Raw genomic sequence first — 14,220 nt, 5'->3', positions numbered from 1 at the left:
GGCCGCGACTACGCTCATTCAGTGCTCCGCTCCGCCCTCAAGCCTCGCCACCTCGGGTTGCTCGTGGTCGCCCTGCTCATCGTCATCGCCTTCATCCAGCTCGGCCGCTGGCAGCTCGGCGTCGCCGAGGACGAGGCCCTGCGCGAGTCGCTCGAGAAGGCGCGGGTGCAGCAGCCGGTCGCCGTCGAGACGGTGCTGCGGCCGCACATCGACTTCCCCAACAACCTGAGCACGCGTCCCGTCTCGGCCACCGGTGAGTTCGGCACCGACCAGGTCATCGTGGCCGGCCGGCGCCTCGACGGACGCACCGGCTTCTGGGTCGTCGCGCCGCTCAAGGTCTCGGCGACGGGGGCCACGCTCCCGGTCCTGCGGGGCTACGTCACCGCACCCGACGACGCGCCTCCCGTCCCGCGCGGAACCGTCACCGTCACGGGTGGGCTGGCTCCGCCGGAGTCCCCGTATGCCGGTGCGCCACCTCCCGAGGGTCAGCTCGGCTCGATCGACACGTCCGTTCTCGTGGGCCGTTGGCCCGGGGACCTCTACAACGCGTTCGTCTTCCAGCAGAGCGAGACGCCGGCCCCGTCGGCGACCGCGCTGGGATCGATGGCAAGGGTGCCCACCCCGACAGGTGAGACGGGATTCAAGTGGCGCAACGCGGCATACGCACTGCAGTGGTGGGTCTTTGCGATCTTCGCTCTCTATCTCTGGTGGAGGACCGTGCGCCACGACGTGGAGGAGGCAGGGGACAATGGTGGGCGTGACTCAGACGAACCAGACGAGCAAGAAGCAAGGCGTGATCCGTGACGAGGCAGCCGCGCGCAAGGCGCTGACCTTCTTCAAGGTCATGGCGTTCATCGTCGGCATCGGTCTGCTCGTGCTCGTGGTCGAGATAATCCTCGAGAGGGCCACGTCGATGAAGGGCGAGCAGAACCCGCTGCACTGGTGGCCGCAGCCCCACGGCTTCATCTACATGGTCTATCTCGTCGCCACCACCAATCTCGGCTTCAAGGTGGGCTGGTCGCTGCCCAAGATGGTCGGTGTCATGCTCGCCGGATGTGTGCCGTTCCTGTCGTTCTGGGTGGAGCGCAAGGTCGCGGGCGAGGTCGAGGGACGCCTTGCCGGGCGCTGACCCGATGCTGACGTGACCCTGACCTTGGTCTGACCCGGACTCCGTCGAGGCCAGCGAGGTCAACACCCTCTGGAGTCGGCGCTGAGCCCCTGGCACTGAGGCTCTGATCACCGGCGGCCCACGGCGTGAAATGCGCGCCGTGGCCGCCGGTAGCCTGTGCGGGTGAGCGAAATCCCCCACTTGTCCGAGCGCCCCGTCATCGTCGTCGACTTCGGCGCCCAGTACGCGCAGCTCATCGCCCGGCGCGTGCGTGAGGCCAATGTCTTCAGCGAGGTCGTCCCCTCGACGATGCCTGCCGCCGAGCTGCTCGCGAAGCAGCCGGCCGCGATCATCCTGTCCGGCGGACCGAGCTCGGTCTATGCCGAGGGTGCACCCACCCTCGACCCGGCCCTGCTCGAGGCCGGTGTCCCGGTGTTCGGCATGTGCTACGGCTTCCAGGCCATGGTCAAGGCGCTTGGGGGCACGGTCGAGAAGACCGGTCTGAGCGAGTACGGCTCGACCCCGGCGCAGATCTCCGACTCGACGTCGACCCTGTTCAACGGCCAGCCCGGTGACCAGTCGGTGTGGATGAGCCACGGTGACTCCGCCACGGCCGCCCCTGAGGGGATGCGCGTCACGGCAACGACGTCCGGTGCACCGGTCGCGGCCTTCGAGGACGACGAGCGTCGTCTCTATGGCGTGCAGTGGCACCCCGAGGTCATGCACTCGACCTTCGGGCAGCGGGTGCTCGAGAACTTCCTCCTGCGTGGCGCCGGGCTCGCCGGCGAGTGGACGGCGCACAACGTCGTCGAGTCCCTGGTCGAGCAGGTCAAGGAGACCGTCGGCGACAAGCGCGTCCTGTGCGCCCTCTCCGGTGGCGTCGACTCGTCCGTGGCAGCAGCGCTGGTCCAGCGGGCCGTCGGCGACCAGCTGACCTGTGTCTTCGTCGACCACGGACTGCTGCGTTCCGGCGAGGCCGAGCAGGTCCAGAAGGACTTCGTGGACGCGACCGGGGTCGACCTCATCACTGTCGATGCCAAGGACCAGTTCCTGGGTGCGCTGGCGGGCGTCTCGGACCCCGAGGAGAAGCGCAAGATCATCGGCCGCGAGTTCATCCGCGTCTTCGAGCAGGCCGCCCGCGACGTCGTCGGTTCCGCCGAGAGCGACGGTCACCCGGTCGAGTTCCTCGTCCAGGGCACGCTCTATCCGGACGTCGTCGAGTCCGGTGGCGGCACCGGTGCGGCCAACATCAAGTCGCACCACAACGTCGGTGGGCTCCCTGACGACCTCCAGTTCAAGCTCGTCGAGCCGCTGCGTCTGCTCTTCAAGGACGAGGTGCGCCAGGTGGGTCTCGAGCTCGGGGTGCCCGACGAGATCGTGTGGCGCCAGCCGTTCCCAGGCCCCGGTCTCGGCATCCGGATCGTCGGTGAGGTCACCGGTGAGCGCCTCGAGATCCTGCGCGCCGCCGACCAGATCGCCCGCGCCGAGCTGTCCTCGGCCGGCCTCGACCGCGACATCTGGCAGTGCCCGGTCGTGCTGCTCGCCGACGTCCGCTCCGTCGGTGTCCAGGGCGACGGCCGCACCTATGGCCACCCCGTCGTGCTGCGGCCCGTCTCGTCCGAGGACGCCATGACGGCCGACTGGACGCGCGTGCCCTACGACGTGCTCGCCAAGATCTCGACCCGCATCACCAACGAGGTGCCCGAGGTCAACCGGGTCGTGCTCGATGTCACGAGCAAGCCGCCGGGCACGATCGAGTGGGAGTGAGACTCTCGTCCGCCCTGTGGCAGGCTTGACCGGTACCCCTGAACAGATCTGAGGACCCCCATACATGTGTGGCATCGCCGGCTACTACGGCCTGAGCGCCAACGAGGCACTCCTGGGCACGATGAACGACTGCATGGAGCACCGCGGCCCCGACGGTGAGGGCGTCTTTGTCGACGGACCCTGCGGCCTCGCGCACCGTCGCCTCTCGATCATCGACCGTGCTCACGGTCAGCAGCCGATGGCCACCGATGGTGGGCGCTACACGATCGCCTACAACGGTGAGGTCTACAACTACCTCGACCTGCGCGCGGAGCTCGAGGGCCTCGGCCGCACGTTCGAGACCGACAGCGACACCGAGGTCGTCCTCCAGGCGTTCGCGCAGTGGGGTGGCGAGGCGTTCGATCGCTTCAACGGCATGTTCGGCCTCGCGATCTGGGACCGTGACGAGCAGCGGCTCACCTTGGCGCGCGACCACTTCGGGATCAAACCGGTCTATGTATGCCGTGTGCCGGCTTCCGAGGGCGGCTCTGGCCCCGAGGCGCTCATGTTCGCCAGCGAGATCCGCCCGATCCTCGCCAGCGGCCTCTACGAGAAGAAGCCCAACGAGCGGTCGATCTACCGCTACCTCAAGTTCCGCGCCCACGAGGACGGGACAGAGACGTTCTTCGACGGCATCGAGCGGCTGCAACCGGGAGAGATGCTCCAAGCGGATGCGAACGGCATACGCCGAAGCATGTTCACGCGTCTGCGTGAAGAGCTGGCCGAGCTGGCACTGGAACAGCGTCCCTATGACGACGCGGCCGCTGCCGAATACAAGGCGCGCCTGGTCGAGTCCATCCGCCTGCGCCTGCAGTCCGAGGTGCCCGTCGGCACGTCGCTCTCGGGCGGGCTCGACAGCTCGGCCGTCGCCGTCATCATCAACCAGCTGATCAACGAGGGTGACGAGCGCACGCAGTCGGTTGGCGTGCGGCAGAACACCTTCAGTGCCGTCTTCCCGAACTCGATCAACGATGAGGAGAAGTACGTCGACGAGGTCCTCGAGATCTGCGAGGGGCACGTCGACGGGCACAAGATCCTCCCCAAGCCCGAGGAGTTCAAGGCCGACCTGCGCGACTTCATCCGCACCCAGGAGGAGCCGCTCATCTCGAGTGGTCCCTATGCGCAGTTCCAGGTGATGCGCAAGGCCACCCAGCACGTCACCGTCCTTCTCGACGGCCAGGGCGCCGACGAGATGATGGCCGGTTACATCCCCTACTACGCCGTCTATCTGCGCCAGCTGCGCGCCCAGGGTGCCAAGGTGGCCGCCGCCGAGCTGAGCAAGTCGCTCGACGTGCTCTATCGCCTCGGACGCTTCAAGGTCAGGGCCAAGCTCAAGGGCCGCAAGGATGTGCCGGTCACCTCGCTCATGAACTCGCAGTTCGTGTCGCGCTACACCGACGAGCGCTTCCCGGTCGAGCAGAGCAACCTCAAGAAGCGGCTCATCCAGGACCTGTTCCACAACAGCCTCCCGAGCCTGCTGCGTTACGAGGACAAGAACACGATGCGCTTCAGTCTCGAGGGGCGCGTGCCGTTCCTCGACAAGGAGGTCGTGAAGTTCATCTTCAGCCTGACCGACGAGGCGATCATCAAGGACGGCTGGAACAAGCGCATCCTTCGTGACGCGACCCGGGGCGTGTTGCCCGAGTCAATCAACCGTCGCCGCAACAAGATTGGCTTCACGACGCCGCAGGCCGAGTGGTTCATGCGGCTCAAGAACCACTTCTACTCGATCTTCCTCAGCGAGTCGTTCGCGAACCGTCCCTACTTCAGCCAGACCGAGGTGCTTCACGCTTTCGAGGGCTGGATCAAGGGCAGCAACAACGCCGACACGATGATGTTCTGGCGGTTCATCAACCTCGAACTGTGGCTGCAGGAGTACTTCGACGAGGCGCCCCAGGTCGACAAGGCCACGGCGCAGGCTGCGCCCAAGGACGACGTCCAGCCCAACTCCGGCAAGGTCCTCGACATCACCACCGAGCGAGGCGAGACCGTGCGCCGCTATCCGTTGCGCACCGAGCTGTTCGCCGAGGGTGATGACCTCGACGCCAAGGTGCTGCCCCGGCTGGACGAGTTCTTCTCGGCGTTGCCGGGCGCCGGTCCCGAGCACGGGGCCGCGACCACGGGCCGTTGGTACCTCTTCATCTCCGAGAAGATCATCGCCATCACGCAAGGCCGGTCGTACTTCATCTGGGACATCAAGGTCGGCAAGCCCGCCCGCGTCCTGTCCAAGTACGTCACCCGCACCCCTGCCGGAATCGGCCTCGGGTCACCGTTCACGATGCAGCTCGCCATCGAGGAGGCCGGGCTTTCCCGCGTTCTGTATGCCGCTGCTGGCGGCGCCGTGGGCAAGGTCATCGGCCGCAAGGGTCTCTTCTATGAGCTCGTCGGCAACGATATCGCTGCCATCGACGGCCCGACCGAATACAGCGCGTACCCGTCCAACGTCTCCGCCAAGCTCGCACCCAAGGACCCCGACGAGGTGGCCGCACGGCTGTCCGCAGGGATCCGCGCTCGGGTGCCCGCGGCATACAGGGAGTCGTTCGCCGGGACGATCGTCATGGACGCCAACGACATCGGTCGCAATGTTCTTGGCAGCGACGTGCCGGACGACAAGGCGCGGTTCGAGGAGATGTTCGCCGACAACCCGTTGGGTCAGGGCAGTGAGCAGACCCCGATGGCGCTCGTCTTCATCCAGGACTGAGGACCCGACTTATTGCGCAAAGCGTCGGATGCGAGCCCAGCGAGCACCGACGCTTTGCGCAATAAGTCGGCAGTTTGGACGGATTGCGCAATAAGTCGGGGGTTTAGGCGGTGGCGGGGGTGGTCTCGTCGATCGGGTCTTGGTCTTCGTCCTCGCCGGTGGCGTCCTTGACGCGGGGACTCGTGGACCAGACGAGCCAGCCAAGGGCGCCGAGCGGCACTTCCATGAGGTGAGTGAAGATCGAGAACAGGAACACCCCGGCGCCTGCACCAGCTGTGTCTGCGCCCCACCCGACGAGCGCGACGACGGTTGCCGACTCGGTGAGACCGACGCCCCCGGGCGTGATGCCGACCGCCGTGATCAACCGACCGATGGCAAACGCGGCGAACAAGATCCCCATCGGCAGGAACACACCGACCGAGTGCATGATCAGCCAGAACAGCACGAAGTAGAAACCGAAGAAGCCGACCATTCCCAGCGTCATGGACACCCAGCCGTGGCGGACGACTTCGTTGATCCGCAGGCGCATGTCGTGGACGAGCGCATCGATGCTCATCGTGCGCTTGCGGCGACGCATCAGCGGCGCGATCAGTTTGTCGAGACCGCGCCCAATGGTCTGGGCTGCTTTCTCGCTGGCCAGGATCGCGACGAAGATCCCGAAGATCGTCAGGCCCGAGAGGGTGGCGGCGAAGGCTGCACTCGTCAGCGCCCCGGGCAGTCCGTCGTTGCCGACCCACAGCATGATGATCGCGACGATGGGAAGAGCAATCCTGGCGAGCGTGTTCCACACACCAGTCACGATCGCGGACGTCGAGACATCGCGGTTCTTAAAGCCCCAGGACCGCAGGATCGTATAGGTCGCCGCGAGACCCACAGCGCCGCCGCCCGGGAGCAGGTTGCTCACCGAGGAGCCGCAGATGTTGACGATGAACGCGCGCCACTGGCTCAGGCCGGGGAGGGATCCGGTGAACGTGAACGTGTAGCTCCCCAGTCCGAGGAGGACGAGCCCGAGGAAGCCAAAGGCATGCCACCAGGGGACGGCCTGGACGTGGTCGAAGATCTCGCCCCACGTGGTGTCGGCGAAGATCGGGAAGCCCCAACCGAGCAGGGCGACAGCGAGCCCCAGCCCGACGACGGCTCGGATGATCTGCTTGGTGCGCGTGCTCACGGAAGTCCTTCGAAGATGTCGGTGCGTATGCCGGCCGTGTCGCCCGAGGTCGTCACGGTCGGGTCGCGGAACCACTCGCGCCCGAAGACCAGGTCGTAGGCGGGGCGGGGGATGCGCAGGAACGCGGCAAGGGTTCGGTCGCCGCCGTTGCTCGACGCCTGGGATGCGTGGGCCCGCATGGACGCCCTCTTGGCGCCCGCCTGACGACGGACGTTGATGCGGTGGGTGATGTCGGCGCGGGCGGTGTAGCTGCGCTCGAAGACGGTGGGGTCGAACTCGTCGGGGTAGTGATAGACCTTGCCGACGAGGCGCACAGCTCGGGCGATCGTGTCGCGGGGGACCGTGGCCTCGAGCACCCGGGGAGTCACAGAGCTCGAAAGCGAGCGAGCGATCTCGGCTGCCCGCGCCCCGACCTCGTGGACCCGCACGTGGTCCCGGTGTCCGTAGCCGCCCTGCGCGTCGTAGGTGAGGAGCACGTCGGCGCGTTCGGTGCGCAGCACGGCGGCGAGGCGCTCGGCGGCCTCCTCGAGCGGAGCGCGGCAGAAACGCATCTGTCCGGGAGGGTCGGCGGGGATGGGGCCCCCATGACCGGAGTCGGCGTAGCCCAACCACTCGACCCGGGCCACACCCAGAGCATGGGCGGACTCGCGGGCTTCCGCGAGGCGGACGTCGGCCAGCCCGAATTCGTCCGTGGAGCCCGTGCCCTTGAAGTCGTCGGAGGCGAGCCCGAGAGCGCCGTCGGTGGCGATGACGAGCACGACTCGGTGCCCTGCGGCAGCGGCCTTGGCCATCGTGCCGGAGGTGAGGAGTGCCTCGTCATCGGGGTGGGCGTGGAAGGCCACGAGCGTGCGTGTCATCGCGACCATCCTGACGCATGGCAGGCTGGTCGCTCGTGAAGGTCGCCCTGTTGTCGGACTGCTATGTGCCTCGCCTCGGTGGTATCGAGGTCCAGGTGCACGATCTCGCGCACCGGTTGAGCGCCGGCGGGCACGAGGTCGAGGTCGTGACGGCCACACCGGGCGACACACGGGCGGCCACGACCGAAGTGGCTGCTGAGGGCGTCACCGTGCACCGCCTGCCCCTGTCGATCCCCGGAGCGCCGCCGATCAACCCGTTCGTCAAGGACGAGGTGCGCGAGCTGCTGACGTCCGGTGGCTTCGACGTGGTCCACGGGCACATGGGCGTCGTCAGTCCGTTTGCCACGGACATGATCGGCGTGGCTGTCGATGCAGGCCTGCCCACGGCCGCGACCTGGCACTGCGTCATCGATCGCAGCGCACCGATCTTCCGTGCGCTCGGACACGCTCGCCGGTGGGGTGAGGCAGGCGTCGCTCTGTCGGCCGTGTCGGCGATGGCGGCCGAGCGGGTGAGCGGGATCGCCGGCGGCGCCGACGTGCACGTCCTGGGCAACGGCGTCGACGTCGGTCAGTGGCGTCCACCGGACCAGACTGGCGAGCCTCGCCCGGACGACGGTGTCGTGCGGGTCGTCAGCGCCATGCGGTTCGTCCGCCGCAAGCGACCGGGCGCCCTCATCGACGTCCTCCGCTCCGCTCGCGAGCAGCTCGATCGTTCGGCGCCCGGCGCACGGCTTGAAGCCCAGCTCGTCGGCGATGGCCCTCAGCGCCGCCTCATCGCCGCACAGCTCGAGCGGCACGGCATCGACTGGATCCACCTGCCCGGGCGCGTGAGCCGCGAGCAGCTGCGTGAGCTGCACAGGCGCAGCGACATCTATCTCTCGACCGCTCGCCTTGAGGCCTTCGGTATCGCTGCGCTCGAGGCGCGCACCGCCGGACTGGCAATCGCTGCCCTGCGAGGCACGGGAGTGGAGGACTTCGTCACCGACGGGCGCAACGGCATACTCCGCGGTTCTGACGACGACCTCGCCACCGGACTCGCGCAGCTCGCGGGAGATCCCGGAGGACTTGCGCAGCTTCGGGCACACAACCTCGGCACACCGCCCACGCAGTCGTGGGAGAGCGTCGTCGAGGCGACGCTGGCTGAGTACGCACGCGCCCAGCGGAGCGCATCGTGATCGAAATCGTTGCGCTGCAAGGGAATCGAGAGGTCGCACGCTTCGCCCTGGCCCATGGGGCCGATCCTGAGACGGAGCTTGCGACGCTCGGCTGGTCTGGTCGGCCGATGTCAGCCACGCGTGGCACATCCGAAAACCTCACGATCACCTATGCCGTGGACACCTGTGTGTTGACGCCCGGTGGAGTCGATGCTGCAGTGGCACACGACGATGGACTGACGGAGAGCGATGTCGCGAATGCCGTTCCATATCAGCGCATTGCGGCGTATGCCGTCGTGCGCAGCTCCCGCGGCGTCCTGATGACCGAGTTGTCGGCCAGAACCAATGCGGCGGGGTTGTGGAACCTTCCCGGCGGCGGCCTCGATCCCGGCGAGGGTCCGACCGACGCCGTTGTCCGCGAGGTCCACGAGGAGACGGGCCAACATGTCGTCGATGTCGCGCTGCTCACCGTGATGACACGGCACTGGGTGGGACGGGCGCCCAGTGGGCGGGTGGAGGACTTCCAAGCGGTCCGCCTGTTCCACACCGCTCACTGCCCCGAGCCGGCTGACCCGGTGGTGCTTGACGTGGGGGGCTCGACCTCGGCCGCACGATGGATGCCCGAGACCGAGCTCACGAGCCTGCCGCTCGCGAGCTCGGTCCCAGAAGCACTCGCCGCCGCCGGCGTGTCCACGTGATCGCTGTGACATCTCTGCCTTTCGCGTGGACGCCTACTGCCTGGACGTGACCTGCGTGGAGGTCAGCTCATCCCCTGAATCGCTGACCACGCAGGCCCGCCAGTCCGAGGACGACGAGCAGGACGCCGGCGCCGACGACGGCGACGGGTCCCACGACACCCCAGGGGATGTCGAGATCGGTGGCCTGCGTGACGAGCACCGCGATCGCGGTGAGCAGGCCCAGGAGTCCGAAGACGGACGTCGTCGGAGCCGGGCCGGACTTGAACTCGGGCACCGCCGTGTGCGTCGACCGCGCGGCATACGGGGATGCATGCGTTGCCGTCGCCGCGTACGGCTGCGCGGGAGAGGGGTCCACGGGCCTGGAGTCCATGCCGGACACCGGCTCCGACGCCGGCACGAGTGCCGGTTCGGGGGAGTGGGACAGGGGCAGTGCGCTGGTCGGCGCGGTGTCCGACTCATCGCCAAGGGTCTCGATGGTGGTGGTCTCGTCGTTCTGGATGGGCTTTCTGTGAGTCGGGTCGTCCAGGGTCGGCTCGCTCTGAGTCGGGTCGTTCTGGGTGGGGTCGTTCTGCGTGGGATCGTTCTTGGCTGCGTCCTGCTGGCTCATGGGTCAGCCCTCCTGGATGGTGATCTGGCCGAACGTCATCTCGGCGCGGATGATGATGGTGGGCGTGCCCGAGCCGACATTGAGGGTCAGCGTCTCGCTGGGCCCGTCCTCGTCTCCCCGGTCACGATCGGAGACGCCGCCGGGCAGATCGCCGCGGACCTGGACCTCGCCGAAGGTCGTCGTGGCGTGGATCTGTGCGTTGGCCCCCTCCGGCACGATGATCCGCATCTCACCGGCACCCTGACGGATTTCGATCCGCTGAGGGACCGTGGGCACGGGGGCGACCGCGGCCGTCGGAGCTGTCGTTGGCGTTGGCGTTGGCGTTGGCGTCCGCGTCGGAACCGGCGACGCTGTCGTGCCGGGTGCCGGAGCGCTCGGTGCCGGCGCGACACTGGGCGCCGGGGTCGGCTCGGGAACTGGCGCCTGCGAAGGGTTGGCGAGCTGGTCGGCGAGGGGACGCAGGTCGATGGTGGTCTCACCGGCGCCGTGCTCGTAGCGGGTGGTCATCGCCGATAGCGACGGGGTCCAGGTGCGGGTGCCCTGTCCACCGTTCCACGTCTGCTCGCCGACGCCCGCAACGGCGGTGCCGAGGCCGAGGATCATCACGAGGGCGACCGACATGAGGCTGCGGCGCCCCATGAGTCCGATGACCATCGTGGCCAGCGAGGCCGCGCCGAGGGCGATGACGCCCCCGAACAGCTCACGAGTGCCTGAGAAGTTCAGCGTGTCATCGAGCATGAGGCCGGCGCCGTAGCCGACGATCGCCACCCCGAGGACGAGCGCGAAACCAGCGAAGCCTGCAGAGCGGCGGCGCGGACGCGGCGGGGGCGGGGGAGCGAGCGGCATGTGCGCACGCGGCGGGACCGGAGGAGCCGGCGGGGGCTGCCACCCGTCAGACCCGTCGCTTGCCCCGGTCGGCGCTGCCGTCGTGGCCGGCGCGTTCGGCGCGTAGGGCGCAGTCGGTGCGTAGGAAGCCGGAGCCGCGCTCGCGGCATACACGTTCTGGCCGGCCTGACCAGTGGATTCGACGGGAGCAGGCTGGGAGGCAGACCACGGGGAGGCCGCCACGCCTTCCTTGCGCTGCAGGTGACGCCAGACGAACCATCCGATCACGGCCAGCGGGACGATGCCCCAGCCGATGAAGAACCCGTTGTCCCCGAAGACGATCGCCGCGATGACGACGAGAGCGATGACCGACAGCGCGATGGCGCCACCGGCGTCACCGTTGCCGTCGCGGTTGAGGGCGTCGCGGGCCATGATGCGGCCGGTCTCGTCCGGCATCAGCAGCCAGGCCACGAGGTAGACGACGATGCCGAACCCACCGAAGAGGGTCAGCGCGATCACGGCGGCCCGGATGAGGACCGGGTCGACGTCGACCTTGCGGGCGACGCCGGAGCACACGCCCCCGAACCACTGGCGGGAGCGATCGCGGGGGATGCCGATCGAGAGGATGTCGTCCCAGAACTTGCTTCCCTGGGACTGGGCGGTCTCCGCCGGTTGAGGTGTCTGCGTCATGTCATCAACAGTGACCGACGCGGCCCCCCTCTGCCATGAGGGTCGACCCTGACGGCTCCCTGACGTGACCCCCACGAGACCCCTGCACCCGCCGCCATCACTGCGATCGTGCGTCAGGATGGGGGTGTGGCCACACCGTACGAACGCGAACGTGTCGCGCAGTCGCCGGACCTCTCCCCCCATGAGGGACGTCCGGCGCTGACCCGACCCCTGGGTGGGCGGTGGCTCGGGGGAGTGTGCGCTGGCATCGCGGCGCATCTCGAGGTGCGCCGACGGTGGGTGCACATCGCTTTCATCGTGCTGGCGATCTCCGGTCCGGGTCTGCCCGTCTACCTCTTCCTCTGGGTCGTCACGCCGTCGAGCGACCTCGGTGGCGAGCAGCGTGAGCCGGGTGCCCTGCGCGCGGTGTCTGGTCTCAGTGAATCGCGGTGGGGCATGTATGTCGCCGGTGGCGGGATGCTCGTCCTCATCGGCACTGTCGTGGGGCTCCAGTTCGCCGGCGTCGACGTGCGCGCCGGAGTGCTCCTGCCACTGCTGCTCATCTCTGCGGGTGTCGCGGTCGCCTGGTCACACCTCGACGACGCGGAGCGCACCAAGTGGCTCGGGACGCAGCAGCAGGACCGCGGCATGCTCGTCCTGCGTCTAGGCCTCGGGATCACCGTTGCCATCATCGGAATCCTCGTGCTCACGATCCGCGGCAACTCGTTCGCAGCGATCGGAGACGCCCTCCTCGCAACGGTCGCCGTCCTCGTCGGTGCCACCCTCATCGCCGCCCCGTGGGTGGTCCGCCTGTGGCGCGACTACCGCGAGGAGCAGGAGGGTGCGGCCCGCGCCAACGAGCGCGCCGACATCGCCGCTCACCTGCACGACTCGGTCCTGCAGACCCTCGCGCTCATCCAGCGCCGCTCGCACGATCCCGCATCGGTCACCCAGCTCGCCCGTGCCCAGGAGCGCGAGCTCCGCTCGTGGCTGTATGCCGGCCCGTCGGGTTCCGACGAGTCCCTCGCCCCTGCGGTCACGGCCGCCGCGCACGACGTCGAGGATCTCAATGGGGTCGTCATCGACCTCGTCGTCACCGGTGACCGCCCCCTCGAGGAGCACGGCACTGCCCTGGTGCGGGCGATGCGGGAGGCGATGCTCAACGCGACCCGCCACGGGAAGGCGCCGGTCACGGCATACGCCGAGATCGGCCCCGGTGGGGTCGATGCCTTCGTTCGCGACCGCGGCGAAGGCTTCGACATCGACGACATCCCCGAGGACCGGTTGGGTGTTCGCGCCTCGATCCTGGGCAGGATGGAACGACACGGCGGGACCGCTCGGGTCCGCCGCCGTGATGACGGAACCGAGGTGGAGCTCACGCTGCCGCCTCTCGAAGGAGAGCAGCCATGAACACACAGCCCACACAGCCCACGCAGCCCACCCAGTCCAAGAAGCCAGCCGCACCGCGCACCGGCCCGGTTCGGGTCGTCCTCGTCGACGACCACCGAATGTTCCGCACCGGTGTGCGCAGTGAGCTGGCGGAGGATGCCGGTGCCGCGATCGAGATCGTCGGTGAGGCTCCTGACGTCGAGGCTGCGGTCAAGGTCATCCGCGAGACCCGGCCCGATGTCGTGCTTCTCGACGTCCACCTGCCTGGTGGCACGGGCAAGGGTGGCGCCGACGTCATCAACGGCTGCTTCGGGGTCGAGACCGAGGCCGGTGCGCCGGTGCGCTTCCTGGCCCTGTCGGTGTCGGACGCTGCCGAAGACGTCATCGCGGTCATCCGGGCGGGCGCTCGCGGCTACGTCACCAAGACGATCACCGCGCGCGATCTGGGGACGGCAGTGCGGCGGGTGGCTGATGGCGACGCGGTGTTCTCCCCTCGGCTCGCGGGCTTCGTACTGGACGCCTTCGGTGCTGCGGCCGGCGAGATCGCCGAGGTCGACGAGGAGCTTGACCGGCTGTCGGCCCGGGAGCGCGAGGTCATGCGTCTCATCGCCCGCGGCTACCAATACAAGGAAGTCGCCAAGGAGCTCTTCATCTCGGTCAAGACCGTCGAGACCCACGTGTCGTCGGTGCTCCGCAAGCTGCAGTTGTCATCGCGACACGAGCTCACGGCGTGGGCGATGGGCCGCCGCCTGGTGTGAGTGCTGTCCAGGAGTGAACTGGTCCTCGATAGCCTCGGCGCATGGAATTCCTCACCAACGTCTTCGTGTTCCTGCACCTGCTCGGCCTCGCCGCGATCATCGGCAGCGCCGTGTTCGTCTCACGTGGCATCCCGACGCCGGCGCTCGTGTGGGGTGCGCGTGCACAGATCATCACCGGGCTCCTCCTCGTCGGCCTCAACGAGGCAGGTGACGACCCGTTGAACCACACCAAGATCGGCGTCAAGCTCCTCATTGCGATCGCCGTGGCGGCCTGCGCCGAGATCGCGGCCGGTCGTGAGCGTCGCGGCCAGGGCAACCCGCAACTCGTCCACGCGGCGGGTGCGCTCGCCGTTCTCAACACTGCCATCGCCGTGCTCTGGACCTGAGTCAGCTCCGGTCGGAGTCCCTCATCTCCGGCTGGCAGCACAGCGGAAGGCCCGCCCGATCAACGATCGGAGCGGGCCTTCCGCGTCGATGCTG

13 protein-coding genes are annotated in these 14,220 nt (G+C 68.2%); 9 read left to right on the top strand and 4 right to left on the bottom strand.

Features of this window, described 5'->3' with window-relative positions:
* Positions 1–21 precede the first annotated feature (21 nt).
* From V6K52_RS15580 to asnB, 4 genes are all read left to right on the top strand, one after another.
* Positions 22–804 (top strand): SURF1 family protein, encoded by a 783-nt coding sequence (locus V6K52_RS15580; protein ID WP_353951034.1) that lies wholly within the window; start codon positions 22–24, stop codon positions 802–804.
* The gene (locus V6K52_RS15575) at positions 794–1,129 is read left to right on the top strand and encodes a DUF3817 domain-containing protein (RefSeq protein ID WP_353951033.1); all 336 of its coding nucleotides are present in this window, start codon (positions 794–796) and stop codon (positions 1,127–1,129) included. The genes V6K52_RS15580 and V6K52_RS15575 overlap by 11 nt, the downstream gene beginning before the upstream one ends.
* 156 nt (positions 1,130–1,285) lie before the next feature.
* Positions 1,286–2,875 carry a glutamine-hydrolyzing GMP synthase gene (gene guaA, locus V6K52_RS15570; protein WP_353951032.1) on the top strand — a complete coding sequence of 530 codons (1,590 nt, stop codon included), beginning with the start codon at positions 1,286–1,288 and terminating at the stop codon, positions 2,873–2,875.
* A 64-nt stretch (positions 2,876–2,939) separates the two neighbouring features.
* Positions 2,940–5,615: an asparagine synthase (glutamine-hydrolyzing) gene (asnB, locus tag V6K52_RS15565; RefSeq protein WP_353951031.1), complete on the top strand. Its 2,676-nt coding sequence runs from the start codon at positions 2,940–2,942 to the stop codon at positions 5,613–5,615.
* Between the two features lie 103 nt (positions 5,616–5,718).
* Here asnB and V6K52_RS15560 read toward each other — a convergent pair whose 3' ends face one another.
* Positions 5,719–6,783: a lysylphosphatidylglycerol synthase transmembrane domain-containing protein gene (locus tag V6K52_RS15560; protein WP_353951030.1), complete on the bottom strand. Its 1,065-nt coding sequence runs from the start codon at positions 6,781–6,783 to the stop codon at positions 5,719–5,721.
* The gene (locus V6K52_RS15555; RefSeq protein ID WP_353951029.1) at positions 6,780–7,649 is read right to left on the bottom strand and encodes a PIG-L family deacetylase; all 870 of its coding nucleotides are present in this window, start codon (positions 7,647–7,649) and stop codon (positions 6,780–6,782) included. The genes V6K52_RS15560 and V6K52_RS15555 overlap by 4 nt, the downstream gene beginning before the upstream one ends.
* Positions 7,650–7,657: 8 nt before the next feature.
* Between V6K52_RS15555 and V6K52_RS15550 the strand changes: the two genes are divergently transcribed.
* Both V6K52_RS15550 and V6K52_RS15545 read left to right on the top strand, forming a co-directional pair.
* On the top strand, positions 7,658–8,815 hold the full coding sequence (locus V6K52_RS15550; protein WP_353951028.1) for a glycosyltransferase family 4 protein: 1,158 nt from the start codon (positions 7,658–7,660) through the stop codon (positions 8,813–8,815).
* Entirely contained in the window at positions 8,812–9,492 is a 681-nt protein-coding gene (locus V6K52_RS15545) for an NUDIX domain-containing protein (protein WP_353951027.1), read from the top strand. Before V6K52_RS15550 ends, V6K52_RS15545 begins: the two co-directional genes overlap by 4 nt.
* A gap of 67 nt (positions 9,493–9,559) precedes the next feature.
* On the opposite strand, the gene V6K52_RS15540 is transcribed toward V6K52_RS15545, so the two are convergent.
* Complete coding sequence (locus V6K52_RS15540) at positions 9,560–10,099, bottom strand: hypothetical protein (RefSeq protein ID WP_353951026.1); 540 nt, start codon at positions 10,097–10,099, stop codon at positions 9,560–9,562.
* Between the two features lie 3 nt (positions 10,100–10,102).
* The gene (locus V6K52_RS15535) at positions 10,103–11,614 is read right to left on the bottom strand and encodes a PspC domain-containing protein (protein ID WP_353951025.1); all 1,512 of its coding nucleotides are present in this window, start codon (positions 11,612–11,614) and stop codon (positions 10,103–10,105) included.
* A 126-nt stretch (positions 11,615–11,740) separates the two neighbouring features.
* Between V6K52_RS15535 and V6K52_RS15530 the strand changes: the two genes are divergently transcribed.
* The 3 genes from V6K52_RS15530 to V6K52_RS15520 are packed head-to-tail and all read left to right on the top strand — an operon-like array spanning position 11,741 to position 14,126.
* Positions 11,741–13,003 carry a PspC domain-containing protein gene (locus V6K52_RS15530; RefSeq protein WP_353951024.1) on the top strand — a complete coding sequence of 421 codons (1,263 nt, stop codon included), beginning with the start codon at positions 11,741–11,743 and terminating at the stop codon, positions 13,001–13,003.
* Entirely contained in the window at positions 13,000–13,740 is a 741-nt protein-coding gene (locus V6K52_RS15525) for a response regulator transcription factor (protein WP_353951023.1), read from the top strand. The genes V6K52_RS15530 and V6K52_RS15525 overlap by 4 nt, the downstream gene beginning before the upstream one ends.
* Before the next feature lie 41 nt (positions 13,741–13,781).
* Positions 13,782–14,126 carry a hypothetical protein gene (locus tag V6K52_RS15520; protein WP_353951022.1) on the top strand — a complete coding sequence of 115 codons (345 nt, stop codon included), beginning with the start codon at positions 13,782–13,784 and terminating at the stop codon, positions 14,124–14,126.
* Positions 14,127–14,220 lie beyond the last annotated feature (94 nt).

It is taken from the genome of Knoellia sp. S7-12, assembly GCF_040518285.1.
GTDB lineage: Bacteria > Actinomycetota > Actinomycetes > Actinomycetales > Dermatophilaceae > Knoellia.
Note: the sequence above shows the minus strand (reverse complement) of the source record. Positions and strands in the feature narration are given on the sequence as shown.